A 26,457-nucleotide genomic window follows, 5' to 3' on the forward strand; every position below is an offset into this window, starting at 1 on the left:
CGGCAAGAATGAGATTTAAGGGTACTGCGCTCGATGACTTTCCACTCGATCTACGCTCACGGATTTGCGCGCGTGGCAGCCTGCGTCACCACGTCCCATGTCGCCGATCCCACGGCCAACGCGAAGGCTGTCCTGGCGGCGGCCGAGGCCTGCCATGAGCAGTCGGCGGCGGTCGCGGTGTTCCCCGAGCTATGCCTGTCCGGCTATGCGATCGAGGATCTCGTCAAGCAGGACCCGCTGCTCGATGCGGTCGAGCGAGGACTCGCCAGCATTGTTGAGGCTTCCGTTGGACTGATGACGGTCCTGATCGTCGGCGCGCCGTTGCGCTTTAGCAATCGCATCTACAATTGCGCCGTCGTCATTCACCGTGGCAATGTCCTCGGAGTCGTACCGAAGTCTTATCTGCCGACCTACCGCGAATTCTACGAGGGCCGGCATTTCGCTTCCGGCGCGGGCATCTCGGGCGAGACGATCGCCTTTGGCGGCCTGCATGCTCCGTTCGGCGTCGATCTCTTGTTCTCGGCCGAGGACGTCCCGGGCCTCACCATCGGCGTCGAGATCTGCGAGGACATGTGGATCCCGGTGACGCCCGCCTCCGAGCTCGCGCTCGCGGGCGCCAGCGTGCTCATCAACCTTTCGGGCAGCCCGATCACGATCGGCCGGGCCCGCTCGCGCGCTCTCCTGTGCCAATCGACGTCGGCGCGTTGCCTTGCGGCTTACGTCTATGCCGCCGCGGGAGCCGGGGAATCGACCACGGATCTCGCCTGGGACGGCCAGACCTCGATCTACGAGAACGGCGTGCTGCTGGCCGAGGGTGAACGGTTCCGCCAGGGCGGCCAGATCACGCTGGCCGACATCGACCTCGACCTGCTCAGGCAGGAGCGCGCGCTGATGGGAACGTTCGACGACAATCGCCGGCAGCGCGAGGCCTTTTACCGCAAGGTGACGTTCGCCATGAAGCCGCCGGCCGCCGACATCGGCTTCCTGCGAAAGATCGAGCGTTTTCCGTTCGTGCCGAGCGACGAAAGCCTGCTCGAGCAGGATTGCTACGAGGCCTACAACATCCAGGTCGCCGGCCTCGTGCAGCGCATGCGCGCAACCGGCACCAAGCGCGTCGTGATCGGCGTATCCGGAGGCCTCGATTCCACCCACGCGCTGATCGTCGCGGCCAAGGCGGTCGATCTGCTCGGCCTGCCGCGCGAGAACATCCTGGCCTATACCATGCCGGGCTTTGCCACCGGCAGCGAGAGCAAGACCCGCGCGCTGGCGCTGATGCAGGCATTGCACACGAGCTGGCAGGAGCTCGACATCAGGACCACCGCGACGCAGATGCTGAAGGACATCGGCCATCCCTTCGGCAAGGGCGAGAAGGTCTACGACGTCACCTTCGAGAACGTGCAGGCGGGCCTTCGCACCGACTATCTGTTCCGGTTGGCCAACCATCATGGGGGCATCGTCATAGGAACCGGCGATCTCTCCGAGCTCGCACTCGGCTGGTGCACTTATGGCGTTGGCGACCAGATGGCGCATTACAACGTCAATGCCGGCGTGCCGAAGACGTTGATCCAGCACCTCATCCGCTGGGTGATCTCATCCAGGCAATTCAGTGACGACGTCAACAGGACGCTAGGGTCGATCCTTGTTGCCGAGATATCACCGGAGCTCGTGCCGGTGGAGGCCGGCGAGAAGCCGCAGAGCACGGAAGCGGCCGTCGGGCCTTACGAGCTGCAGGATTTCAACCTGTTCTACACGCTACGCTTCGGCATGCGGCCTTCGAAGATTGCCTTCATGGCGCAGCATGCCTGGAAAGACGTTGCCAAGGGCGAATGGCCGCCGGCATTCCCCAACGATCGACGCAGGGCCTATGATCTGCCCGAAATCCGCCGCTGGCTGGAAGTATTCCTGCGCCGCTTCTTCGCGTTCAGCCAGTTCAAGCGCTCGGCCATGCCGAATGGACCCAAGGTCTCGGCTGGCGGTTCGCTTTCGCCGCGCGGCGACTGGCGCGCGCCGTCGGATTCGAGTGCGTCCGCTTGGCTCGAGGATCTTGAACGGAACGTGCCGGGCTGATCGGCTGCCGATCGGCAATGTTGGGGAGGGAGGATTTGATGTCGGCCGGGGACGGCGCGGGTACGGGTGAGGAGGCCAAGGTCACGAACGGCCTCTACATCTTCGACATCGAAATGCGGGACGGCAAGCGCGGGCAGGCCAGAGGCGTGGTCGTGCTCTGCGACGGCCGCATCATGGGCGGCGACAGCTACTTCTGCTACACCGGCAGCTACTCGTTCCGGAACGGCAAATGGCGCGGCGACATGATCGTCAATCAGCACACCGAAGCCGTCGGCAGGATGCTTGCCTTTGGCGGTCGGGAGGTCACCTGCGGCTTTTCCGGCGACTATTTCCCCGGTGGCGCGGAAGTCGAAGGCATGGCGCTGGTCGGCAAGACCAGCGTGACGTTCACGGCGCGGCTGACGCTCAAGGATGCAATGTGAGCGCGACCTGATCTGCTCGACTCATTCCACGGCCACGTTCCTGCTCAGGAACATTCGCACGAACAGAACGTTCGCGTTTGTTGTTGCGATTTGTCGAGGAGAGGGACCATGCGTAAACACTTGATGTTATCGACTGCGGCCATTGGGCTGATGCTCGCATCCGGCTTCGCCTACGCCCAGTCGCCCGGTGAACGAAGGGACGAGCCAAGACGGACCGAGGAACCGGCGAAGGGCGCCGCGCCGCAACGCGGTGCAGCGCAAGAACGCGTTCAAGAGCGCGCACAGGGCGCCCAAGAGCGACTGCAGGGCGCGAGCCGCGAGGAGAAGGGCGGCGCTGCCAAGCAGGAGGCGAACGACGACAAGCGCCAGTCACGCGGTCCTGCCGATCGCAACCAGACGAAAGGCAGGGATCAGGCACAAGAATCCCGCGAGCCTTCGCGCGATCGCAACCGGGAAGCCGAGAGCACGAAGCCGGGACGCGACAGCAAGAGCAGCGCCGAGACCAAGCAGGACAAGTCTGCGCCGCAGAAATCGACCGCGGAGTCCGAGAAGTCCAAGAGCGGCCCTTCCGGCCAGCAGAACGAGCGCGCCGGGACTGCGGCCAACCAGAACGAGCGCAATCAGTCTCAGCCGCCGCGCAATGCCGCCGAGCAACAGCCGGCGCAGCAGAACAACCGGCCGGCCACCGCGACCGACACGAACCGCACCGCACCGACCAACAATGCGCAGACTGCGCCGGCCGCCACCGGCACGCAGACCAATCAAGCCAATCAGACCACGCAGACCAACACGCAGGTCAATCAGCAGGCCCAGGTGACGACCGAGAAGCAGGTGCGGATCTCCGAAACCGCGAGACGCGCGCGCCTGGCCCCGCCGGTACGCAATCTGAACGTCTCGATCCGGGTGGGTGAGACGATCCCGTCACGCGTACGATTGCATAGGCTTCCGCCAGAGATCATTGCGATCGAGCCGCAATACCGGGGCTACGAGTATTTCTCCACCGAAGAGGACATCGTCATCGTGGAGCCGCGCACGCAGCGCATCGTCAGCCAGGTGCCGCGCGATCCCTCGCGAGCCCGTGCGCAGATGGGTGGCTCCGGCACATCGAACGTGGCAGCTGCAGGCAGCAACACGAGCAGCAACTTGAATTGTCGGATCATGCGGCGTGATGCCTCCGGCAATGTCGCCGAGGCAGAGCCGACGACGGTCGGCTCGACCGCGCGCATGGATTCGATGAACGTGACGGTTCAGATGCCGGGCGGCGGCACCTCCGCGCCGATTGCTCTCGACGCTGCCGCCGGCAGCATCCTGGTCGCCACGCAGGGGCAGGGCGACTGCACCGTCACGATCGAACCGCAAGCGCGCTGATCGCCGCGAGGCACTGAAACGACAACGCGCCGCCCGGATGCCCCAGCCGGACGGCGCGTTGTTGCGTTCAATCTAGGAAAGCTTCGAGGTCCGGAGTGCCTAGGAGTCCGGACCTCGTCACCTGCCCCAGCCTTCAATCCCCCGCCCCATGTGGTCCCCCAACCCCATGCTGCGCGATCAGTAGGTGATGCCCGTGGAAGTGGCCGCCGATCGATGTCCCGCGATGTACGCGAACGCTGGATAGGATTCCATTCCGGATCACTACGGACACAGATCTCGCTTGCCATGTGTTCGTTCTACATCGGTCACGCGCGTCCGTGCCTGATCTGCTCCGGGTGGCCGGCAAGATGTCCACACCCTCCTTCGTTACGGCGCATCGGCATTCATGGGCCTGTCATTGAACTGGTCTAGCGCTGCTCTCCGTCATTGCTGACGACCGAGGAGCAAGCCATGTCGAAGCCGGTGCTGGGCGCCGCATTGTCCATCAAATCGATCCCCGCGCATCGCGACTGGCTTCTCGAACGGCAGCGTGACCTCGAAATACAGGATTTCTTCCGGGCCGATCTGCTCGACAGCGATTGGCGGAGCACCGCGGGCGAGATCAAGCAGATGCTCGCAGGCCATACCGGGCGCCTCGGCATTCACGGCCCGTTCTGGGGATTCAAGATCGACAGCCACGATCCCATGATCCGCCAGGCGGTGACCAAGCGCTTGCTGCAGGGCCTCGACGCCGCCGAATTCCTCGGCGCGACGCAGATGGTGATCCATTCCCCGTTCACGACCTGGGACCACAACAATCTCGATCTCTATCCTGACAATCGCGGCAATCTGGTCGAACGCGTCAAAGCAACGCTCGCCGAGGTGATCGCGCGGGCCGAGACGATTGGCTGCGAGATCGTGATCGAGAACATCGAAGACAAGGATCCTCGTGACCGCGTGCGCCTCGCCAGGGCGCTCGAAAGCAGCAAGGTTCGCGTCTCGCTCGACACCGGCCACGCCAATTACGCGCATATCTCCACGGGAGCGCCGCCGGTCGACTATTACGTCGAAACTGCGGGCGACATGCTGACACATGTGCATCTGCAGGACACCGACGGATTTGCCGACCGGCACTGGGCGCCTGGCGAAGGCAACATCCCGTGGGTCGCCGTATTCCGGGCGCTGGGACGGCTCACGTCGAACCCGCGGTTGATCCTCGAGCTCCGCAATCACGACGACGTCCGCGCCGGCGCAGCCCATCTCGCCGCGCTCGGGCTCGCCGAATAACCGACATCACAAGGGCAGGGGTCCAATATGAGCAAACTCACCCGTCGTACCATCCTGAAATCCGGCGGCGCTGCCGCGAGCACGCTGCTGCTGCCGCGCTTTGCGATCGCGCAAGGCGACAACCGTCCGTCGGTGACGATCGCCGTGCAGAAGGTGACCAATTCGAACGTGCTCGACGTGCTGCGCGAGCAGTCCAATGTCGGAGAGCGCGTGTTCTTCTCCTCGATCTGGGAAGGCCTGATCTCCAAGAACTGGCGCGGCGATCTCGAAGCCGTGCCCGGCCTTGCCACCGAATGGCGCCGCATCGACGATCAGACCGTCGAAGTGAAGCTGCGCCAGGGCGTCAAGTTCCACAATGGCGACGAGCTCACGGCGGAAGACGTCGTCTTCACCTTCAGCCGCGAGCGCATGTTCGGCGAGACCGAGGCCAAGAACCGCTCCACCATCAGGGCCTTCGAGAAGATCCCGACGCCGCGGCCGGGCAAGGAGCTGCCGCCCGACGTGCCGGCCGTCGCCCGGCGCATCTGGCCGGACCTCGTGCGCGTCGATGCCGTCGACAAGTACACGGTTCGCTTCTACAACGCGACGCCCGACGTCACCATCGAGGGGCGGTTGTCGCGCTACGGCTCCGACATCATGAACCGCCGCGCCTGGGACGAATCGGCGAGCTATCTCGACTGGGCGCGCAAGCCCGTCACCACCGGTCCCTACAAGGTCGTCGAGCTCAAGCCCGACGTGTCGTTGACCCTCGAAGCGCATGACGAATATTGGGGCGGCCGCCCGCCGCTCAAGCGCATCCGTTTCCTCGAAGTGCCCGAGGTCGCGAGCCGCATCAACGGCCTGTTGTCGGGCGAATACCAGTTCGCCTGCGACATCCCGCCGGATCAGATCGCCGGCATCGAGAAGAACTCCGCCTTCGAAGTGCAGGGCGGCACCATCCTCAATCACCGCCTCACCGTGTTCGACAAGAACCACGCCGTGCTCGCCAATCCCTTGGTTCGGCGCGCCTTCACCCATGCGATCGACCGCCAGGCCATCGTCGACAGCCTGTGGGCCGGCCGCACCCGCGTGCCGAAGGGGCTGCAATGGGAGTTCTACGGCGACATGTTCAACGCCGACTGGAACGTGCCCGCCTATGATCCGAAGCTCGCGCAGGATCTGCTCAAGCAGGCCAATTACAAGGGCGATGCGATCCCCTATCGCCTGCTCAACAATTACTACACCAACCAGGTCGCGACCGCGCAGATCCTGGTCGAGATGTGGAAGTCGGTCGGCCTCAACGTTCAGATCGAGACCAAGGAAAACTGGTCGCAGATCATGGAGCGCGGACCGGCACGCGCCGTGCGCGACTGGTCGAACTCGGCTGCGTTCAACGATCCGGTGTCCTCGCTGGTCGCCCAGCACGGCCCGAACGGCCAGCAGCAGCAGATCGGCGAATGGACCAACGCCGAACTGAACAAGCTCTCGGAGTTCCTGGAGACCTCGACCGACCGCGCCGCGCGCAAGAAGGCGTTCCGCCGCATGCTGGAGATCGCCGAGCGCGAGGACCCCGCCTACACCGTGCTGCACCAGAACGCGACCTTCACCGCCAAGCCGAAATCGATCAAGTGGAAGGCCTCGCCTGCCTTCGCGATGGATTTCCGCGCCGGCAATTTCGAGGCCTGAGGTGACGCAGCTGATCGCCATTGCAGGCCTGAGCGTCGCCTTCAGCGGCGTGCCGGTGCTGCGCGGCGTCGATCTCGCTCTGCAAAAGGGCGAGGCGCTCGGCCTCGTCGGCGAGTCCGGCTCCGGCAAGTCGGTGACGTGGCTGGCTGCGCTCGGCCTCCTGCCGCGGCATGCGCAGGTCGCAGGTTCGGTGCGGCTCGACGGACGAGAGATCCTCGGCGCGCCGTCCGCAGAACTCGATCACGTCCGGGGCGGGCGGATCGCCATGATCTTCCAGGATCCTGCCAGCGCGCTCAACCCGGTGCTCACCATCCGCAAGCAGCTTTGCGAAGCGCTGGCGCTGCATCGCGATCTCTCGGGCGAGGCGGTGAAGGCGGAAGCGCGACGGCTGCTCGACCTCGTCGGCATCCCCGACGCGGCGCGGCGGCTGTCCGCCTATCCGCACGAGTTCTCCGGCGGCCAAGTCCAGCGCGTCATGATCGCGATGGCACTCGCCGGAAATCCCGATCTGCTGATCGCGGACGAGCCGACCACGGCGCTGGATGCCACTATCCAGGCCCAGATCCTGGAACTGCTCTCGCTGGTCCGCCGCGAGATGGGCATGGCGATGGTCCTGATCAGCCACGATCTTGGCGTCGTTGCCGAGAATTGCGATCGCGTCGCGGTGATGTATGCCGGGCGCATCGTCGAAGCGGCGCCGAGCAACCAGCTTTTCGCCGATCCCGTGCATCCCTATGCGCAGGGCCTGATCGGCGCATTGCCGCCGCTCGACGGGCCGCGTCGGCGCCTCACTGCCATTCCTGGAACGGTGCCTGATCCGGCGCACATGCCGAGCGGCTGCGCCTATGCGCCGCGCTGCGCGCTTGCCGGCGAATCGTGTGGCCTTGCTGCGCCGACCCTGGCGCCGATCGCCGATGACCGCAGCGTCGCCTGTGTCCGCGCCGAGGCTTCGCGCCGCGCGGTGCTCGGGATGGCTGCGGAATGAGGCCTCCGCTCGTCGAAGTGTCCGCGATCTCGCGCAGCTATGCCATGCGCTCGGGTATGTTCGGACGCGCGACGGCCGTTCATGCCGTCGACGGCGTGTCGCTCACGATTGCCAAGGGAGAGACGCTCGGCCTCGTCGGCGAGTCCGGCTCGGGCAAGTCGACCACGGGCCGCATCGTGCTCGGCCTCGAGCCGCCCGACAGCGGCGATGTGCGGTTCGAGGGCAGGCCCATGGCTGCGCCGGGAACGGCCGCGTGGCGGGCGCAGCGGGCGCGGATGCAGATGATCTTCCAGGACCCGCTGGGGGCGCTGGACCGGCGCTTGCCCGTCGCGGTTCAAATCCGAGAGCCGCTCGACATTCACGGCCTCGGCACGCCCGCCGAGCGCGAAGATCGCGTCCGGGAGCTGCTGCGCGCGGTCGAGCTGACACCGGCCCACGGCGCGCGCTATCCTGGCGCGCTCTCCGGCGGCCAGCGCCAACGCGTCGTGCTGGCGCGAGCACTGGCCACGAAACCCGATTTCCTTGTTTGCGACGAGCCAGTCAGCGCGCTCGACGTCTCGATCCAGGCGCAGGTCGTGAACCTGCTTTGCGACCTGCAGGCACAACTATCGCTGACGCTGCTGTTCATCAGCCACGATCTGCGCGTCGTCAGGCAGATCAGCAACGTCGTGGCCGTGATGTATCTCGGCCGCATCGTCGAGATCGGCAGCGCCGACGATCTGTTTGCGCGGCCCGAGCATCCCTACACCCAGGCGCTGGTCTCGGCCTCGCCCGCGCCTGGCCGCCGCAGCGCGGGCCGTATCGTTCTGTCAGGCGATCCGCCGAACCCGGCCGCGCGGCCGAACGGCTGCGCCTTCCATCCGCGCTGTCCGCGCGCCGTCCCGCGCTGTGCCAGCGAGGTGCCGGCGCTCCTGGCTGTCGGCGGCAACCGCCAGGTGGCCTGCCATCTCGTCACGGGCGCCGAGACACGGGACGCCGCCTGATGGGACGCTATCTCGCCATTCGGATCGGACGCGCCGCGCTCACGATCGTCCTCGTCGTCACCTTCGCCTTCATCGTGCTGCGACTCTCCGGGGATCCCGCGCTGATGATTTTGGGACCCGAGGCGCCGCCGGAGGTGCTCGCAGCGTTCCGCAAGGCCTGGGGCCTCGATGATCCCATCTGGGCTCAGTATTTCGACTATTTCGGCGCCATCGCCAAAGGCGAGCTAGGCCGCTCGATGCGCGACGGCCGGCCTGCGATCGAGCTGGTGCTGGAGCGGATTCCGGCAACGCTGGCGCTGACCTTGCCGGCCTTCTTCTTCAAGGTCGCGCTCGGCATTCCCGCCGGCATCTACGCTGCGCTGCATCGCGGCTCGGGAATTGATCGCGCCGTGATGATGACGGCAGTGGCCGGCTTCACGGTGCCGAGCTTCGTGCTGGCGCTGCTCTTGGTCCTCGTCTTCGCCGTGCAGCTCGGCTGGCTGCCGTCAGGCGGGCAGGACAGCTGGCGTCACGCCATCCTGCCGATCACGACGCTGAGCCTCGGCGGCGCCGCGGTGCTGGCACGCTTCACCCGGAGCGCGATGCTGGAGGTGCTGGGCCAGCCCTACATTCGCACGGCTTCCGCCAAGGGCGTGCCGTGGCGCAAGGTGGTGACGTCGCACGCGCTGCCGAACGCAGCGATCCCGACCGTGACCATTCTCGGCTTCATGGTCGGCACGCTGATCGCGGGCGCGGTCGTGGTCGAGAGCGTCTTTGCCTGGCCGGGAGTAGGGCGGCTTCTCGTCGTCGCCGTCGCCAACCGCGATCTCGCCGTCGTGCAGTGCATCCTGTTGCTGGTCGCGATGACCATGGTGACGTCCAATTTGATCGTCGATTTCCTCTACGGCTTTCTCGACCCGCGCCTGCGCACCAAAGGAGCGCACGCATGACCGATGCGACGCTGAAGGATACGTCTGTCCGCCGCCGCATCAACCTGCCGGCCATTCCCGTCTCGGTGGCGCTGGCGGTGGCCTGGATCGTCGCGATGCTGCTGATCGCGGCCTTCGCCGAGAAGATCGCGCCGTACGGCTATACCCAGCTCGACCTGCGCAACCGGCTGGCGGCGCCCGGCAATGCTGCGCATTGGCTCGGCACCGACGAGCTCGGCCGGGACGTGCTGTCGCGTCTTCTCGTCTCCATCCGCATCTCGCTGCTGATCGCGTTCGGCGCCACCGCCATCTCGGCCATCGTCGGCACCACGCTCGGCTTCCTCGCCGCGCATTTCCGCGGGGCTGTAGAGCAGCTCGTGCTGATGCTGTCCGACTTCCAGGCCAGCATGCCGTTCCTCATCATGGCGCTTGCGGTGCTCGCCTTCTTCGGCAACTCGCTGCCGCTTCTGGTCGGCCTGATGGGCCTGTTCGGCTGGGAGCGCTATGCCCGCATCGCGCGAGGTCTTGCCATCTCGGCCAGTGCGCAAGGTTATGCGGCCGCGGTGCGCCAGCTCGGTGCGACGCCGTCGCGGATCTATCTTCGGCACATCCTGCCCAATATCGCCTCGACGCTGATCGTCTCGACCACGCTGGTGTTTCCCGAGGTGATCCTGATGGAATCCGGCCTGTCGTTCCTCGGCCTCGGGGTGCAGCCGCCGATGACCAGCCTCGGCAACATGGTCGGCTATGGCCGGGAATATCTGACCCGTGCGCCCTGGATCATGCTGGCACCGGCGACCACCATCGTGGTGACCACGCTGGCCGTCTCCGTGATAGGCGACTGGCTGCGCGACCGGCTCGATCCAACCCTGCAATAGGCACGCGGGCCAGGAGGGTCCGCGCCGGGAGCAGGGGAGCCCTGTCCGGGCCAAGTTCCCGTTGCGCCCGCACGGTCCGTGCGCTATCCGGCCGGAAAGGCCTGAGGCGGCTCCACATTTTCCCGCCCGGCTGCAAACCCGAGGACGGAAACCGCCATGCCAGCCTATCGCTCCCGCACCACCACACACGGCCGCAACATGGCGGGCGCCCGCGGCCTCTGGCGCGCGACGGGCATGAAGGATGCCGATTTCGGCAAGCCGATCATCGCGGTCGTCAACTCCTTCACCCAGTTCGTGCCGGGCCACGTCCACCTCAAGGACCTCGGCCAGCTCGTGGCACGCGAGATCGAGCAAGCCGGCGGAGTCGCAAAGGAATTCAACACCATCGCCGTCGATGACGGCATCGCCATGGGCCATGACGGCATGCTCTACAGCCTGCCGTCGCGCGAGCTCATCGCCGACAGCGTCGAGTACATGGCCAACGCCCATTGCGCCGACGGCCTCGTCTGCATCTCCAATTGCGACAAGATCACGCCCGGCATGCTGATGGCCGCGCTGCGGCTCAACATCCCCGCCGTGTTCGTCTCGGGCGGGCCGATGGAGGCCGGCAAGGTCAAGCTGCAGGGCAAGACCAAAGCCGTCGACCTCATCGACGCCATGGTGGCGGCCGCCGACTCCAAGGTCAGTGACGAGGACGTCAAGGTGATCGAGCGCTCGGCCTGTCCGACCTGCGGCTCCTGCTCGGGCATGTTCACCGCCAATTCCATGAACTGCCTGACCGAGGCGCTCGGCCTCGCGCTGCCCGGCAACGGTTCGGTGGTGGCAACCCATGCCGACCGCAGGCGCCTGTTCGTCGAGGCCGGACACACCATCGTCGATCTCGTCCGCCGCTACTACGAGCAGGACGATGCCAGCGTGCTGCCGCGCAACATCGCGAACTTCAAGGCATTCGAGAACGCGATGACGCTGGACATCGCCATGGGCGGGTCGACCAACACCGTGCTGCATCTGCTCGCCGCCGCCCATGAAGGGAAGGTGGCTTTCACCATGAAGGACATCGACCGGCTGTCGCGCCGCGTGCCCGTGCTCTGCAAGGTCGCCCCGTCGGTTGCGGACGTACACGTCGAGGACGTGCATCGTGCCGGCGGCATCATGGGCATTCTCGGCGAGCTCGATCGCGCCGGCCTGATCGACACCTCGGTGTCGACCGTGCACGCGCCGACCATGAACGAGGCGCTGGAACGCTGGGACATCAAGCGCACCAAGAGCGAGGCGGTGCGGACCTTCTACCGCGCTTCGCCGGGCGGGATCCCGACCCAGGTCGCCTTCAGCCAGGAGCGCCGCTACGACGAACTCGACGCCGACCGCGAGAAGGGCGTCGTGCGCGATCTCGACCACGCCTTCAGCAAGGACGGCGGTCTTGCCGTGCTCTACGGCAACCTGGCGCAAGACGGCTGCATCGTGAAGACCGCCGGCGTCGATGCCTCGATCCTGAAATTCTCCGGTCCCGCGCGCGTGTTCGAAAGCCAGGATGCCGCCGTCGAGGGCATCCTGGGCGGCAAGGTCGTCGCCGGTGAGGTCGTGGTCATCATCTACGAAGGCCCGCGCGGCGGCCCCGGCATGCAGGAGATGCTCTACCCCACGAGCTATCTGAAATCGATGGGCCTCGGCAAAGCCTGCGCGCTCGTCACCGACGGCCGCTTCTCGGGCGGTTCGTCCGGCCTGTCAATCGGCCATCTCTCGCCGGAAGCGGCCGAGGGCGGCAATATCGGTCTCGTGCGCACGGGCGACATCATCGCCATCGACATCCCGAACCGCAGCATCAACCTCGAAGTCTCCGACGAGGAGCTCGCCAGGCGCCGCGCAGCGGAGGAGGCCAAGGGCGATTCCGCCTGGCAGGCGCAAGGCCGCAAGCGCAACGTCTCGACCGCGCTCCAGGCATACGCTGCGCTCACAACCAGTGCCGCGCGTGGCGCGGTGCGGGAGGTGAAGCGACGCGTGAAGTAAGCCCGCGCCGTTCGCCTCACGCGCATGGTCAACAAGTTCTGAACGGCCGGCGATAGCCGGCCGTTTGCATTAAGGATGCCCCCACGAAGTTCGGCAGCCCAGGATTTTGCGGCGTATACTGGCGCGACCTTCGCAAATCCATTTCGGGCAACTGGGGCACCACCGCAATGTCTCGTACTCTTGCTGTCGTCTTCTCAACGGCTGTCGCCGCGATTTCCATGACGGGCGCAGCCTCCGCTGGCTGCTACAATTGCTATGCGCCGCCGCCCTGCACGACCTGTTACCAGCAGCAATATGTGCCCCCGCAATACCGCACTGTCGACGAGACCGTGATGGTGTCGCCGGGCTCAGTCGTCGCACACCGCACGCCGGCGCAGTACCGCACCGTGATGGTGCCGCAGACGGTGATGGTGGCGCCGCCCAGCGTCCAGTACGAGCGCATCCCGCCGCAATACGCCACGCGCCAGCGCGTCGAAATGGTCTCGCCCGGCTATTCCTACTACGCCCCGGTGCAGATGAACTGCGCGTCCTGCGGCTACTGAGCCCAGACGCAGCTAGGAAGAACCTGCGGCGCTCCTCTCGGGGGCGCCGCTTTCTTTTTGCGAGATGTGAGGGGCGGGCACTATGAACCGGTAAGCCCGGAACGAGACAAAACGGCATGAACTCGTTCCTAACAACCGTTGAGCGACCGCAACTCGGGATGGTCGCTGCCCTCGTTGGATCGCTGATGTGCGCGGTCGCGATTGTCTGGTCGATCGGGTCGACCGACCGCGTCACCTATCTGGGTGCGGACCACGGTCAGGAACAGACGGCCGCGCACATCCGCCTCAAGACGCTCCCTCAAGGAAGCTATGTGATCGAGCGAGGACCAATCTATCAGGCGATGCGCGCAGGGTGCCGTTACGACCTCAGTTTCAGCCCTCAGTTCGGCCGCCACGTCAGCGACCGCCAGAGAACGAAGTATATCAGGAGCGCCGTGCTGGTTGACTGTCCTCCAGCTAAGACCAAAGCGGCCGCTTCAGCTGTCCGGCTCACGGAATAGCCACCCTGTTCGACACCACTCTTCGGAGCCGCAACCGGTCGGTAAGCGTGATGTAGACCGACCTCGGGCGCTGGGCGGACGGAAGCGAGAACCAGAGCTGCGTCAGGCTAAACGGCTCGCCGAGGTCGCAGAATCCGTAGAGTCTCGTGTTCCTGACATTGTAGATGTCGACCCAGGTGCGAGATGCAGCGGCGTTGAGCCCGCACGGCGGCAGCTTCGGCGACGCCGCAAACAGCGCTGGCGAGTAGTCATTCCAGTTGACGACCGTCAGCCCGACAATGAGCGTTGATCCAAAAACGAACTGGCCGGCGTATTGGAGCACCGGACGTGGAAACGGCTGCGCCAGCGCCGGTGCCGCAAATCCAGCCAGAAGCGCGGCGGTCAGCAGAATTCGCTTCAAGCTCATATCGATCCTCCCTCGAACGTATGGGCCAAGGCTAACGACGATCAGCCGAAGCCCTTTGATCGTGCTCAACTCGGAGGCTCGTTCGCGTTGGCGGCGAGCACCTTTCAGGTAAGGACATTGCCACGACAGCTCATCGAAACGCGGCCCCCTCGGGGTCCCAAAACCCGATCACGCCGCCAGCACCAAGTTCGCGTTGCCTTCCCCGACCGACTGCGTTAAGCGACACCCACTCCCGGACTGGAAGGGTGGCCGAGTGGTTTAAGGCACCGGTCTTGAAAACCGGCGTGCCCGCAAGGGTACCGTGGGTTCGAATCCCACCCCTTCCGCCAGTATCCACTCCTCCAAACGGCAATAGTTAAGGGATTGAACCTTCTACGATTTTCTGAGGGCGACCTGAGGGTGGCGCGAAGTAGCTACGGTGACAAGCTACGAACTCTGTCACCAAGCGGAGACCGGCAGGGTACCTCGCGTTTCTTCATCGGCAGCTGAGTTCTGGTGTGAGATTGTAGACTGCTGCGGCGATGCAGACGCTGGTCTGCCTGCCCGGCCCATGCGGGAGTTCGAACTTTAGGAGAGGGGGCTACGGCACGACCAATACTGGTACCATTCCATTCGCCAGGACCTCGGATGTTTGACTTCCCAAAAACAGCCTCCTAAGGCCGCGTCGCCCGTGAGATGCCATGACGATCAAGTCGCAACCTTTGGACTTTGCTGTTTCGATGATTGCAGTAGCCGGGTGCGAATTCGGAACATGCAGAAAGTCTGAAGAAACGCCGATTTCCTCCGCCATCGATCGAACCACCTTTAACACATTGTGCGCGTGCTCCTTATGAGCTGCCTCGTAGCTATCGATCTCGTCCTGAGACGGTAGGATCGCCGAGGTGTGCCCACTCCCATAGTCAATGTACATTGCCTCCGTCACTGTAATGATCGTTGCTTTGGCGTTTAGAGCCTTGGCAAGGGCGAGTCCGTGTCTGACGCCTTTGTTCGCAAGGTCTGATCCATCGGTGCTCAAGAGGATGTTGGTATACATTCGATCTCCTCCCCGATCTGGCCAATCACCCGACGCGAATTTGTTCGTGCGCGGATGTCGAACTAGCGGCTATCCACCAGCGGCATAAAAAGTCGCTCAACGACTCATGGTGCGATTGAGCAAAAACGACTTTATTCATCGAACAGGCAATAGCGCGGCACTACTTGGTGAGCGTATCCTTGTATATTTTTCCGTCTTTCATGATGATTTTGAGATTGTTGACGGGGTCGGCAAGAAGGCTGATATCGTTCAACGGATTTCCGTCGACGAGCAGCAAATCCGCTAATGCGCCTTGTTCCACAACGCCGAGTTTGCCGGGATAAGGATTCCGCTTGCCGGATAAGGCCAGCAGTTCGGCATTGGTCGATGTAGCCATGGTCAGCGCTTCGGCGGGCGTGTACCAGCGGGCGAGTGAGGCCAGGATGGCCCCCTGTTGTCGCGCTAGCGCTGCAGAGAACAGAACATCGGTTCCCCACGCCGTCTTGATCTTGTACTTCCTCGCCAATTCGTAGGATCTCGCTATCCCGGGCCAGACCTCATCGGCCTTGGCTCTTTGAACTGAGCCTACTGGAAAGCCCAACCTCAATTCTTCGGGCAGAGGCTGCATACTCAGCCAAACACCCCTGTCTGCAATCAGTTTTGCTGTCTGTTCGTCCATGAGGAAGGCGTGTTCGATACACTTTACTCCGGCTGCAAGTGCTCCTCGAATCGCCGCAGGCGTGAAGGCATGAGCCGTGACGTAGGTGCCCCAATTCTCAGCGGCTTCAACGGCAGCACGTATTTCGGGTTCGGTGAAAGTGGTCACGTCGATCGGACTGAAAGGCGACGACACTCCGCCGCCGGCCGTCAACTTGATTTGTGAAGCGCCTTGCATGAGCTGTTCGCGGGCACGGACGCGGACCTCGTCCGGGCTGTCCGCAACCATCGCGCCGCCGGTCTGCTCCATGCGGGTGAGCATACCGCCGATCGTTCGTGGTAAATCTATAAGCTGGCGAAAATCCCCATGGCCACTCGTCACAGTAATGACGGCGCCTGAGGGATAAATGCGTGGACCCTTGATGATACCTTCGTCAATGGCGCTCTTAAGACCAAATACCGGACCGCCCACATCTCGAACAGTAGTAAAACCGCGCATCAGGGTGTGCGTAGCCTCGTCGCCAGCAACAAGATTGAGGTAGCCGACATCGCCAAATGATTGCACCGGGGTAACTCGGATCAACATCGCATGCCAATGGTTATCGATGAGGCCGGGCATCAGTGTGCGTCCGCCGCCTTCGATATTGCGAATTTCCGCGAGGCTATCCACCGCTAGTGGGTGTAGGGAAATTGTTTCGATCTTGTTACCACGGACCAAGACATTGGAGGGAGCAGACAGCGTGGTGCTCTTGCCGTCGAAGATGCGGACATTCTGAAATAGCGTAGTCCCCCCTTCTGCCGGAGGCGCCTGCTGCGCTAGACATACTCCACCAAACCAACTCGACAGCGCCACCGCGACGGCCAGTGAACGACATGTTGCGCTACCTCGCATTCGCCGCCCCATGCCCAGAGTAATCGAGAAAACTCCCAGCATCACCCGCGCATTCCCCCTCTATGTTCTGTATCAGCGACAGGATATCTTTACGAATGATCAGAGCGGATCGCTCTGATTGCGCCGAACGATTTTCAGAGCCAGGGAGATTGCGCCAGCAACAAGAAAGGCAATGCCGATAGCGGTGAAGCCGGCCGACTCGCTGCTTAAGCCGACCGCTGTCAGCAGCAAACCAAAAAGCAGGAGGAGCATACCCGCGAGCTTCTTGACCAGAAGGATTGGTCTTTCAACTACGATCGCCATCAGCGTACTCCCTTCTTATTGATCAATTCTCGCTATGTCGCTCCACCGCCGGCCCCATGCGTAGGTCAGCCTGACCTGCGCCGTGGGATGTTAGGCCACGCCGAGGACAAATCCGAGCACCCACACTCGGCCGGGAATTCAGCAGGCATGACAAGGCGCCACAACGATGACTAACGCCAATGCCTGTAACCGCAAATGCGACGCCCTCTGCGCCACCAGCACTCCCAGCGACGACGCCGACGCCGACGCCGGCGATGACGTTCCGGGAGGGGCCGCGGTGGCGGGCCTAAGCCAACTTGCGCCTTCTGTTTCAGATTGCTCGACTCGGCCGGAAGGTCTTTGGAAAGTGCAAGCGGTATGGCATTGGCCTCGCTGGGCCGCAGAGTAACGCCGCAACCCGCGGCGAAGGTGACACACAAAAGTCCACGAAGCGCGGCGCGACGATCGACGGTGCTCATGGTTCGATCCTCTTGTTTCGTTGCTTCTTATTCTTCGAACTTAAGACATGTGGCACTCTTCTACGTAGCGAAAATCTACTGTAGCGTGTATCACATAAGAATGAAACGACAGGCGAGCTGACACAACCGGGCGGTTGACGAAGACACGCCAATGCTTCGCGGCAGGAGCAGCCAGGTGAACTCTATCACTAAATCTGGATCCATGTTGCTCGGCTTGTTGAGAACAACAATCGGCGTTCTCATCCGGATCGCGATAGTCACATGGGCCGCACTGGCCATCTATTACTCGAACTTGCCTTGGAGCTGGCTGCGCACGTTTTTAGCTCTGGCATTTGCGGCCTTCGGGATTTGGGCGCTCTGGCGTTCGCGCCAGCGGCGCATGTCCATTCTCTTCCTCGTTTTGTTTCTTGGCGTCGTGGCATGGTGGATCGCGATTCCTCCATCGCACAATCGCCACTGGCGGCCGGAAGTTGCGGTGATGCCGAGGGCGACGATTGATGGCGACCGCGTGCGCCTATCCGGTGTGCGTAACTTCAGCTACCGCAGTCGGAACGAGTTCACAGTAAGCTACGAGGAGCGTGAGGTGTCGTTGGCTCACTTGATAGCCCTGGATTTCTATGTTTCCTATTTTACTGAAGGTCCAGTTGGACACACGTTTGTGAGTTTCGTGTTCGACAATGCGCCACCGCTCGCCATCTCCATTGAAACACGTCCTGAGGTCGGCGAAGGCTTCGCGCCTGTCGCCTCCTTGTTCAAGCAATTCGAGCTGATCTACGTCGTAGGTGAAGAGCATGATATTGTAGGTGTGCGCACCAACTATCGCCACGAGCCGGTGTACCTTTATCGCCTCAATACATCTGTTGAGGACGCGCGCCGGCTACTGATGGTCTATTTGACGCGCATCAACGAATTGGCCGATCAGCCGGAGTTCTACCATCTGCTGACCAACAGCTGCACGATCAATATCGTACGCTATGCAAATGCGGCGGGTAGGCGAGGACGCTTCGACATTCGACATCTGTTCAATGGACTCATCGACAGCTATCTCTACCACTCGGGCCGGATCGAGGCGACGCTGCCGTTTGATGAACTGAGGCGGCGGTCCTTGATCAACGCAGCAGCACATGCGGCCGATGGCACAGCGGATTTCTCGCAACGGATCCGCTCATCTCTGCCGACCGTGATCGGACCTTAACTAGCCTTCTGGGGCGCTGATAATTCGCACCGCGTCTTGAGCGGCTGCACCCGTCTCACGACTGGTAGCTTCAAGCGTCTCAGCTCTTCGTATCAGCGCCCTTCAGCGCCTCCCAGGCGGCCTTGTTCGCCTGATCGAACGCCTTCCGGGATTCGGCGAGCGCGGCGCTCATCACCGACCAGGACTCGCTGCCTGCCTGCTTCAGCTTCTGAAGGCGCGCTTCGGCTTCGGAGGCATCGGATTTCATCTGCTTGAGCGCCGCGTCGATGTCCCCGGTGCGGGCTGCGGCCACCTTGCCCGCGGCCTCGCCGATTTTGTCTGCGGCCTCCCGCCAGGCCCTGGCCTGTGCAGCGGCAATATCCTTGAACGTCGCTTGCTGCTGCTCGAGCTGTTTGCCCGCGCCTTCGAAGTAGGCCTTCACCTGCGCTTCGAATCCATTCCACTGCCTTTCCAGGTCGGCTTTGGCCTCCACCCAGGCCGCTTCGCCGGCCTGCGCCTTGGCCTTGAGCATCTCCTGAAACTCGTCGCGGCGCTTCGTCAGATCGGACAGGAACTGATCGGTCTTCGCCTTGGACTCAACCTTGGCCTGGCCGGCCTTGACCTCGAACGAGGCCAACGCGGCATCCATTTCGTCGATCCGCTCCTTGGCCCAATTCAGATAGTGATGCATGCTGCTCTGCTGTGGCATGGCCGCCTCCGTTGACTTGCCACGTCAGAATTCCAGAACTCCGGCTTGCTTGTATTGACCTGCCTCAACGACCTGCTGGTCCGAAGCGTGCCGGGCCTGACCACCAGGACGTACGAAGCTGCACAGGAACGCGATCCAATCTGAGAGATTAGCCTGACAAGAAGCGTCACGGCGGGCAACGCATGTTCTTCTTTTTCTCGAACCGGCTGGGATGTCTCGGTTCGCTGCTGATCTCCGGCTTCATCACGGTGGCGCTGCTGCTCCTGTTCGGAATAATTCGGTTCTGATCATCGCCGCTCACTGCCAATCCGTCATCTTCGACTTCGAGATATGCTGCGCGCGCGGCTTCAGGAACTCGGCCCCGGCTCGCCCGTTGTTCGCACTCGATCACACGGAGAGCCTCCTTGGAAACGACCATCATCGGAGAATTCGACACGCGCCGCGGCGCCGAGCTCGCGGTCGAGCACGTCGTGCAGGAATGCGGCGTGCCGCGAGGCGACGTCTTCGTCCAGCCCGCCGGCGATGCGAACACGGTGGGAACACGCCCGGCGGGCCCTGACGTCAAGGCTGCGCCCGCACCGGAGGGGCGACAAAAGCTCGAAGGTGTGATTGAAGTCTCCGTCGATTTCCACGGCGACGCCCCGGAGAAAATCGCCGATGCCTTGAGGAGCGCGGGCGCAAAGACTGTCCGCACCAAATGAGGGCAGTGTGCGATGTGCGCCGGACCTGCGGCATCGCGCCGGTTGAACCCCGGCCCCTGAGGCGTGGAACCCGTTGCTTGTTCGAGGCGTTTAGACGCGAATCCCAGTTGCGAGGTCCACCTGCTTCAGACTGCATCGACACTGATCCCCGGCGACACCGTCTGGCGGCGGTGCGAAGCCGCTCGGGTAGCGGTTCTGAACGATGCGGCCGCATATTTCGCGGCCCTGCGGGAGACGCTGCTGGAGGCGCAGGACGTCGTCTACATCATCGGGTGGGATATCCATAGCAAGACCCCGCTGGTCGGCGCGTCTGGGCGGGCGGATGACGGATTGCCGGAGCAGCTTGGTCCATTCCTGCGAGCGCTCGTTCGGCGACGTCCCGCCTTGCGCATCAACATTCTGGTCTGGGATTTCGTCTCGTTCTACGCCTCCGAGAGGGAATGGAATTCGGCGGCGAAGTTCACCGCGGACACGGACGACCGCGTGCGGTTTCACCTCGACGCGACGCTTCCGTTTGGTTCGGCGCAACACCAGAAGATCGTCTGCGTTGATGGCTCACTGGCATTCGTCGGCGGGCTCGATCTGACGGTCAGGCGCTGGGACACGAGTGACCACCGCGCCGACAATGCAATGCGCTGCGATCCCCAGCGGAAGCGATACCCGCCGTTTCACGACGTTCAGTGCCTGGTCGACGGGGATGTTGCGGAGCGGCTGTTCGAACTCGCCGAGGAACGCTGGCGGGCGGCGGGCCAACAGGCTGATGAACGGCGCGTCCTGAAGAGCGCTCGCTGGCCGACGAATGTACCGGTCGAAACCGAGCACTTGCCTGTGGGTATTGCCAGGACCGATGTGGTCTCTCCTGCGGGCTCGACGATCAGGGAGGTCGAACGCTCGTTCATTGCAGGCATCCGGTCGGCGACGAACTTCGTGTACATCGAGAATCAATTCACGAGCGCGACCAGGATGGCGCGCGAACTGGCAGAGCAGATGCGTCGCGTGCCGTCGCTTCGCGCTCTGATCGTTGCGCCCAAACTGCATTCCTCGTGGCTGGAATCCCAGGCCATGCAGAACGGCCGGGGCGCCTTCATGGACTGCTTCGGGGAGACTGGCGTCGCCGATCGCATCCGTTTCGTCTACCCGGTCTCGCGCAGCGGAAACAAGGAAGCCGCGGTGATGGTCCACAGCAAGCTCATGGTCGTCGACGACCGGATCCTGAGGATCGGCTCGGCCAACCTGAACAATCGGTCGATGGGCGCCGACAGCGAATGCGACCTGATCTTTGAAGCTGCAACGGAGGAGCATCGGGATGTCATCACCTCGGTGCGCCGTCGCCTGATCGGCCATTTCTGCGGTCTCGACGAACACGCCATCACGCAGAACGAGCATCGCCTGTTCGCCCTGCTGGACGAGGTGTCGAAAGCTCGTGGCCCCCAGACGTTGCGGAAAGTCGAGTCTTCGGTTCTAACCAGTACGCTGGCCACCCTGGTTCAGCCGGTGGCGGACCCTGAGCTGCCTCTTCATCTGGAGCGCGCGGCCTCTCGCATGTGGAGCACGAAAACGTTAATCGGGATCGCCTCAATCGCCGTGGCGCTTTTCGGGCTGGCGATGGCCTGGTCGTACACCTCCTTGAGCGATTTCGCCGATGCAGGTCATCTTTCGACGCTTCTGTCTGCCTATTCGCAGTCCATCTGGGGGCCGCCATTGGCAGTCGCGGCCTTTGTCGTTGGCGGGCTCGTCGTCTTTCCAGTTCTCGTGCTGATTGCAGCAACTGCCGCTGCCCTTGGCCCATGGCTGGGTTTCGTCACGGCGATGGCGGGCGTCCTGGTCAGTGCTTTGATCCTTTTTGCGATCGGCCGCGTCCTCGGCCGAGAACGCCTTCAGCGTCTGTTGGGCCGACGTGCCGCGCGCATCCAGGAGCGTGTCGTTGGGAAGGGGGTCGTGGCGGTTGTCGTCATCCGGATGCTCCCCGTAGCGCCGTTCTCAGTAGTGAACGTCGTGGCCGGTGCGAGCACACTGCCTCTTCGTGACTTTATCCTCGGAACTCTGTTGGGCAGCACGCCCGGTATCCTCGCCATGGCGGTTCTGGGCTCGCAGATCGCAGAACTCGCCAGAAATGCGTCCTGGAGCAACATGTTGCTGCTGGCACTGGCATTCCTCGGCTGGCTCGCACTCTGCGCCGGCGCGCAGTTCGTTACGACGTGGCTCGCCGGGAGGCGTTGATGGCGCCCGTGCGATTCATGACGTGGAATGTGCACGGTACGTTCAATCTCAATCCAAGGTTCGATCTGGAGGGTGTTTGTTCCATCATTCGCAAGTGGTCGCCGGATGTCGTCGCACTCCAGGAGGTGGATTCGCGATCCCGGTCGGACGATCCATTTGCGAAGCTGGCGAGTGTCGTCGGCGATCACCGTGTTCACGCCAAGTCGATCGTCACGAAGGATGGCGACTACGGTCAGATGCTGCTGAGTCGCTTTTCGTTCTCCAGCGTGCCCGAGATCGTCGACGTGTCGTATCAGGAGCGGGAACCACGCCGGGCCATTGCGACGGATTTGCTGACGCCTGCCGGCGATGTGCGCGTGGTGGCCACGCATCTCGGCTTGAGCATTCATGAGCGCTATGCCCAGGCACGGGCCCTTGTGAGCCTGGTGAAACCGGTGAGAACCGTCGTCCTCGGCGATTTCAACGACTGGTTCTGGGTCCGGTCCGTGCGGCGCGTTCTCGCACAGGCCTGTCCCAATCGTACGCAGCTGCGGACTTTCCCGTCACGCCTGCCTCTGATGCGGCTTGACCGGATCTATGCCACGCCCGACAGCCGCATCGGGAAAGTCTGGACCGACGGAGAGGCGAGGGCCTATTCGGACCATCTGCCGGTCATTGCGGAGATCGAGATTCCGCAAACGGAAGGTGCCGGTCATCCGGATCGGTCGGGCCCGGGATGATTTTCCGGTGTCAGAACCCGGCTGTTTTGCCCGACACGTCAACTACCGCTGCGCCTATTTGAAACGCTTGCATCCTGAGCGACTTGGCTACTGTGCATGGGGTTGTTTCGCGGTTTCAATGTCCGCGTCCATGCCTCCGCCTGGCCATGCGGAACTTTTGTCTCGCTGCCGGGTTGTATGGCCATGACTGAAGACCTTTCCTTCCGACGCAAACCCCTGACCCCCGAACAGCGCCAGGCCCGCGACGCGGCACGCCGGATCGAGGCCGAGAAGGCCATGCGCGACCATGAAGCGGCGCAAAAGGCGTTTTACGCCAACAAGGAACGGCTGAGGGCCGAGCGGCTTGCGCGCGAAGCTGCCGCCTCAAAATCCTGAATTCGCGTCCGGCGGTCCAGACCTGCGCTAGTGCCGCCAGGACTTCGTCTTTGCGCCCAAGGCGAGCTTGAGCGCCTGGACGGCCTCTGCGAATGGCCCGCGAGGCATTTGTGCCTCGATGGTCTCGGCGGCGATGCGACAATCGTCCGCGACCTTGAGCAGCCCGCTTCGCGTGAGATCCATGGTGGAGAGGGCGGCCTGCTCCAGGCAGACCCGTTCAAGCCGTCGAAACTCCCGCAGCTCTCTGTTCATGCGTCAGCTCTCGATATGTCCCAACGCCATGCGGCGCTGAGTCTCCCTAACGAATGGTAAACACCTCTGTGTCGCCGATCTTGCTGGCGCGGAGCTGTTGCCTGCGCCGCTATGCAGGCGCCCCGGAGCACGGGGGAGCGTAGGCGGGGACTCGTCTCGAAGCCATTCGGCAAATGATCCGCCGGGATCGCGAAAGCCGCTGCACTTATCGCCGGCGGCTCGACGGAGGCCCGCGCCAGCTTCTATCGCCGTTCGTTATTGGGGCTACGCCAAGCGGCGTGTCAGCGGCGCTTGCGGTCAACTGGAAAGGTTGCGAGCTGTGTCGCAATTGAGCTGGCTGGGCTCACACAGGAAGAGAGCGCTCAGGCAAACGCCAGGGCAACGAGGCTCGAGCAGAGCAGAACCAAACCGCCGGCAGTCAATGCCAGGAAGCCATCGGATACAAAGTCGTGGTTACGCATGGGACACCTGCCGCTCTCGTTTTCGATGCTTGAACGGATCGATCAAAATCGCCCGAACGCCCCGCCTTGAAAGAGGTGATGCTTGCCGCCCGCGCGAGTGCCTTCACGCCCTCGTGCGGTAACCTTCAAACGCATGGGCCAGGAAGATCCCCGCGCTCACCAAGCCCATCAGTGCCGAAACCGTCTCGATCATCGTTCAATTCCAAATCCCACCCTTGCATCCGAGAGAACGCGTGCGGCCTTGCACAGTCAAAAGAATTTCGGTCAGCGACGCGACAATGGGGGCGGGGTGAGGATTTGGCGCAACAGAATGTCCAGCCTTGGCACAGAGCAGGGGGCGTGCGCCCCGTAGATCAACGGGAAGAAGCGAACCTCCCGTTTACCATCCTGACGTGATCGCTGTGGGCTCCCCATTTCCGCCGTGTTCCGGTTGCGTTATCCTTACCACTTCCGATGCGGTGGTGGGCCGCCTCGGAATTTGAAGGACCGGACAGCGCGCCCCCGTAGCCAAAGCGGGTTGGGTATGCCTCCGGCGAAGTGGTATTTGGGGCGCATGGGGATCCGACGGTCAGATTCGGTTTTGCGGGCCGCGCGCGGTGTTGCGGCGGTCGCGACCTGCCTTGCGCTCGCCAATTGCGCCTCCTCCAACAAGTTCGCCGGCCGCGTCGATCCGAAATACGGCGTGTCCTCGAGCCCCAGGGTCGTGGCCTGGGGTGACCCGGTCCCGAAGGGGGGTGGCACTTACCGAGTCGGCAAGCCCTATTTGGTGGCGGGCCGGACCTACGTGCCGGAGGAGGACGTCAACTACCGCGCCGAGGGCATGGCGTCCTGGTACGGCGACAGTTTTCATGGCCGCCTGACGGCCAATGGCGAGGTGTTCGACATGACTTCGCTGACGGCGGCGCATCCGACCCTGCCGATGCCGTCCTACGCGCGGGTGACCAATATCTCGAACGGCAAGTCGCTGATCGTCCGCGTCAATGATCGTGGGCCCTATCACGGCAATCGCCTCATCGACGTGTCGAACAAGGCCGCCGAACTGCTTGAATTCAAAGGAAATGGCGTCGCCAAGGTGCGGGTCGAATATGTCGGCCGGGCACCGCTTGAGGGCTCGGACGACCGCCAGCTCCTGGCGACGCTGCGCACTGGCGTTCCCGCGCCGTCACCCTCGATGGTGCGGGTCGCCTCGGCCAAGCCGTTCGTACCGGAGCTGTCGTCCTCGAGCCGCGGCGCCATTCGCGGCGAGGTCCCGATGCCGGAAGGGCGTCCTTATAATCTCGGCAACAGCCAGGCCGACATGGCTTCGCTCAATGCGACGACGGAGATGTCGGCATCGGGACGCGGCCGGGGCCGGGCACTCCAGAACGCTCGGGCGGTGTCCTACGAGGAGGATGGCCGCTACGCCGCCGGGAGCGCTGGCTCGCCGGCGAATGGTGCGGCCGAGGCCCGCAGCATCCTGAGTGGTCGCGGGCTCTACTGAGCCGCACTCGCCTTCAGGAATTGCACCAGCGCCGTGTTCACCTCGTCAGGTCGCTCCTGCTGCACCCAATGCCCGGCGCCCTCGATGATCAGCTTCCGCTTCAGGTTGGGCAGCACGCGTTCGAGCTCGTTCACGCGCTTGGCGCCGATCAGGCCTGTGATCACCGCGTCCTTCGAGCCTGCGATGAACAGGGAAGGCTGGTAGATCTGGGCATCCTGCCAGGGCGCGGTCAGCTCCCAATTGCGGTCGATATTACGGTACCAGTTCAACCCGCCGCGGAAGCCGGACTTGCGGAAGCTTTCGGTGAAATAGGCGAGGTCAGCCTCGCTCAGCCAGCCGGGGAGCGGCTCTTCGGCGCCCGCATGGCCGAGAAAGCCCTTGCCCTCCTGCACGAACATGGCCGCGGACGGATCGGCGAGGCCGCGTCCGCCGAGCACGATGCGCATGGTGCGAGCGACGTCGCGCTCCAGCTCGGCTTCGGCGACGCCTGGCGTCTGGAAATACTGCCAATAGAAATTGGTGATGCCACCCTGGCGCAACAGATCGAGCGGCTTGCCACGGCCGCGGAATGGCGGCGGCACGCTCAGTCCCGCGACCGCCGTGAAGATGTCGGGCCGGAACAGCGCCGCGTGCCAAGCGACCGGAGCGCCCCAATCGTGGCCGACCACCATCGCCTTGCGCTCTCCGAGCGCCTGCACGAGACCGACGATGTCGCCGACCGTGTCGAAGATCGAGTAGGCCGCAGCGTCGGGCGGCGCGGCGCTCTGGCCATAGCCGCGCATGTCCGGGGCGACGACGTGAAAGCCGGCCGCGGCCAGCGCGGGGATCTGGTGACGCCAGGAATAGGATAGTTCCGGCCAGCCATGGCAAAGCACGACCAGCGGACCCTGGCCGGCTTCGCGGATGAACAGCTCGATCCCGTTGGCCTTGATCATGCGGGTTGAGGACATTCGCTTTTCCGCCTTGTTTCAGGGGTTTGGTCGAGAAACATGAGGCACGATAGGGGCGCGGCGAGAATCGTGCAATCTCAGGGACAAGCGTCCAGCC

25 protein-coding genes and 1 tRNA gene are annotated in these 26,457 nt (G+C 63.5%); 19 read left to right on the forward strand and 7 right to left on the reverse strand.

What is annotated here, in order from left to right; translation table 11 throughout:
- The first annotated feature begins 33 nt into the window (after window positions 1–33).
- The 12 genes from K408_RS0105560 to K408_RS0105615 all read left to right on the forward strand — a co-directional run bounded on the left by K408_RS0105560 (window position 34) and on the right by K408_RS0105615 (window position 13,591).
- The gene (locus K408_RS0105560; RefSeq protein WP_024341871.1) at window positions 34–2,067 is read left to right on the forward strand and encodes an NAD(+) synthase; all 2,034 of its coding nucleotides are present in this window, start codon (window positions 34–36) and stop codon (window positions 2,065–2,067) included.
- A gap of 38 nt (window positions 2,068–2,105) precedes the next feature.
- Window positions 2,106–2,489: a GrlR family regulatory protein gene (locus K408_RS0105565; protein WP_024341870.1), complete on the forward strand. Its 384-nt coding sequence runs from the start codon at window positions 2,106–2,108 to the stop codon at window positions 2,487–2,489.
- 108 nt (window positions 2,490–2,597) lie between these two features.
- Window positions 2,598–3,857 (forward strand): DUF1236 domain-containing protein, encoded by a 1,260-nt coding sequence (locus tag K408_RS0105570; protein ID WP_024341869.1) that lies wholly within the window; start codon window positions 2,598–2,600, stop codon window positions 3,855–3,857.
- A 450-nt stretch (window positions 3,858–4,307) separates the two neighbouring features.
- Entirely contained in the window at window positions 4,308–5,123 is an 816-nt protein-coding gene (locus tag K408_RS0105575; RefSeq protein ID WP_024341868.1) for a sugar phosphate isomerase/epimerase family protein, read from the forward strand.
- Window positions 5,124–5,150: 27 nt separating this feature from the next.
- Entirely contained in the window at window positions 5,151–6,788 is a 1,638-nt protein-coding gene (locus tag K408_RS0105580; protein WP_024341867.1) for an ABC transporter substrate-binding protein, read from the forward strand.
- Window position 6,789: 1 nt separating this feature from the next.
- Window positions 6,790–7,773, forward strand: coding sequence for an ABC transporter ATP-binding protein (locus tag K408_RS0105585; RefSeq protein WP_024341866.1), 984 nt, complete (start codon window positions 6,790–6,792; stop codon window positions 7,771–7,773).
- Window positions 7,770–8,756: an ABC transporter ATP-binding protein gene (locus K408_RS0105590; RefSeq protein WP_024341865.1), complete on the forward strand. Its 987-nt coding sequence runs from the start codon at window positions 7,770–7,772 to the stop codon at window positions 8,754–8,756. The genes K408_RS0105585 and K408_RS0105590 overlap by 4 nt, the downstream gene beginning before the upstream one ends.
- A complete protein-coding gene (locus tag K408_RS0105595; protein WP_024341864.1) occupies window positions 8,756–9,685 on the forward strand; it encodes an ABC transporter permease in 930 nt (309 codons plus the stop codon). Before K408_RS0105590 ends, K408_RS0105595 begins: the two co-directional genes overlap by 1 nt.
- Entirely contained in the window at window positions 9,682–10,542 is an 861-nt protein-coding gene (locus K408_RS0105600) for an ABC transporter permease (protein WP_024341863.1), read from the forward strand. Before K408_RS0105595 ends, K408_RS0105600 begins: the two co-directional genes overlap by 4 nt.
- Window positions 10,543–10,698: 156 nt before the next feature.
- Window positions 10,699–12,549 carry a dihydroxy-acid dehydratase gene (gene ilvD / locus K408_RS0105605; RefSeq protein WP_024341862.1) on the forward strand — a complete coding sequence of 617 codons (1,851 nt, stop codon included), beginning with the start codon at window positions 10,699–10,701 and terminating at the stop codon, window positions 12,547–12,549.
- A gap of 218 nt (window positions 12,550–12,767) precedes the next feature.
- Window positions 12,768–13,091, forward strand: coding sequence for a hypothetical protein (locus K408_RS0105610; RefSeq protein WP_035697870.1), 324 nt, complete (start codon window positions 12,768–12,770; stop codon window positions 13,089–13,091).
- Between the two features lie 116 nt (window positions 13,092–13,207).
- Window positions 13,208–13,591, forward strand: a complete 384-nt coding sequence (locus K408_RS0105615; protein ID WP_024341860.1) for a hypothetical protein — start codon at window positions 13,208–13,210, stop codon at window positions 13,589–13,591.
- Here the strand turns inward: K408_RS0105615 and K408_RS0105620 are convergent.
- A complete protein-coding gene (locus K408_RS0105620) occupies window positions 13,581–13,997 on the reverse strand; it encodes a hypothetical protein (RefSeq protein WP_024341859.1) in 417 nt (138 codons plus the stop codon). The genes K408_RS0105615 and K408_RS0105620 overlap by 11 nt on opposite strands.
- Window positions 13,998–14,236: 239 nt before the next feature.
- On the opposite strand from K408_RS0105620, the gene K408_RS0105625 reads away from it, so the two are divergent.
- Window positions 14,237–14,326 (forward strand) — tRNA-Ser (locus K408_RS0105625).
- A gap of 251 nt (window positions 14,327–14,577) precedes the next feature.
- Here K408_RS0105625 and K408_RS0105630 read toward each other — a convergent pair.
- From K408_RS0105630 to K408_RS0105640, 3 genes are all read right to left on the reverse strand, one after another.
- Window positions 14,578–15,030, reverse strand: a complete 453-nt coding sequence (locus tag K408_RS0105630; protein WP_024341858.1) for a universal stress protein — start codon at window positions 15,028–15,030, stop codon at window positions 14,578–14,580.
- A gap of 160 nt (window positions 15,031–15,190) precedes the next feature.
- On the reverse strand, window positions 15,191–16,558 hold the full coding sequence (locus K408_RS37610; protein WP_080654941.1) for a metal-dependent hydrolase family protein: 1,368 nt from the start codon (window positions 16,556–16,558) through the stop codon (window positions 15,191–15,193).
- Window positions 16,559–16,657: 99 nt separating this feature from the next.
- On the reverse strand, window positions 16,658–16,861 hold the full coding sequence (locus K408_RS0105640; RefSeq protein WP_051160721.1) for a hypothetical protein: 204 nt from the start codon (window positions 16,859–16,861) through the stop codon (window positions 16,658–16,660).
- Between the two features lie 633 nt (window positions 16,862–17,494).
- On the opposite strand from K408_RS0105640, the gene K408_RS0105645 reads away from it, so the two are divergent.
- Window positions 17,495–18,514 carry a lipoprotein N-acyltransferase Lnb domain-containing protein gene (locus K408_RS0105645; protein ID WP_028145806.1) on the forward strand — a complete coding sequence of 340 codons (1,020 nt, stop codon included), beginning with the start codon at window positions 17,495–17,497 and terminating at the stop codon, window positions 18,512–18,514.
- 79 nt (window positions 18,515–18,593) lie between these two features.
- Here K408_RS0105645 and K408_RS0105650 read toward each other — a convergent pair whose 3' ends face one another.
- Complete coding sequence (locus K408_RS0105650; RefSeq protein WP_024341854.1) at window positions 18,594–19,202, reverse strand: sll1863 family stress response protein; 609 nt, start codon at window positions 19,200–19,202, stop codon at window positions 18,594–18,596.
- Between the two features lie 404 nt (window positions 19,203–19,606).
- Between K408_RS0105650 and K408_RS0105660 the strand changes: the two genes are divergently transcribed.
- The 4 genes from K408_RS0105660 to K408_RS0105675 all read left to right on the forward strand — a co-directional run bounded on the left by K408_RS0105660 (window position 19,607) and on the right by K408_RS0105675 (window position 23,217).
- Window positions 19,607–19,903, forward strand: coding sequence for a hypothetical protein (locus K408_RS0105660; RefSeq protein WP_024341853.1), 297 nt, complete (start codon window positions 19,607–19,609; stop codon window positions 19,901–19,903).
- A gap of 63 nt (window positions 19,904–19,966) precedes the next feature.
- Window positions 19,967–22,123, forward strand: a complete 2,157-nt coding sequence (locus K408_RS0105665; protein ID WP_024341852.1) for a VTT domain-containing protein — start codon at window positions 19,967–19,969, stop codon at window positions 22,121–22,123.
- Window positions 22,123–22,842, forward strand: coding sequence for an endonuclease/exonuclease/phosphatase family protein (locus K408_RS37615; protein WP_024341851.1), 720 nt, complete (start codon window positions 22,123–22,125; stop codon window positions 22,840–22,842). The genes K408_RS0105665 and K408_RS37615 overlap by 1 nt, the downstream gene beginning before the upstream one ends.
- 183 nt (window positions 22,843–23,025) lie before the next feature.
- Window positions 23,026–23,217: a hypothetical protein gene (locus K408_RS0105675; protein ID WP_024341850.1), complete on the forward strand. Its 192-nt coding sequence runs from the start codon at window positions 23,026–23,028 to the stop codon at window positions 23,215–23,217.
- A gap of 27 nt (window positions 23,218–23,244) precedes the next feature.
- Here K408_RS0105675 and K408_RS0105680 read toward each other — a convergent pair whose 3' ends face one another.
- Window positions 23,245–23,469, reverse strand: a complete 225-nt coding sequence (locus tag K408_RS0105680; protein ID WP_024341849.1) for a hypothetical protein — start codon at window positions 23,467–23,469, stop codon at window positions 23,245–23,247.
- Window positions 23,470–24,483: 1,014 nt separating this feature from the next.
- Here K408_RS0105680 and K408_RS0105690 point away from each other — a divergent pair.
- Window positions 24,484–25,410 carry a septal ring lytic transglycosylase RlpA family protein gene (locus K408_RS0105690; RefSeq protein WP_051160720.1) on the forward strand — a complete coding sequence of 309 codons (927 nt, stop codon included), beginning with the start codon at window positions 24,484–24,486 and terminating at the stop codon, window positions 25,408–25,410.
- Here K408_RS0105690 and K408_RS0105695 read toward each other — a convergent pair.
- A complete protein-coding gene (locus tag K408_RS0105695) occupies window positions 25,404–26,360 on the reverse strand; it encodes an alpha/beta fold hydrolase (RefSeq protein WP_024341847.1) in 957 nt (318 codons plus the stop codon). The two genes, K408_RS0105690 and K408_RS0105695, sit on opposite strands and share 7 nt — an antisense overlap.
- Between the last annotated feature and the right edge of the window lie 97 nt (window positions 26,361–26,457).

Origin of the sequence: Bradyrhizobium sp. in8p8 (assembly GCF_000426845.1) — a bacterium.
GTDB classification, from domain to species: domain Bacteria; phylum Pseudomonadota; class Alphaproteobacteria; order Rhizobiales; family Xanthobacteraceae; genus Bradyrhizobium; species Bradyrhizobium japonicum_C.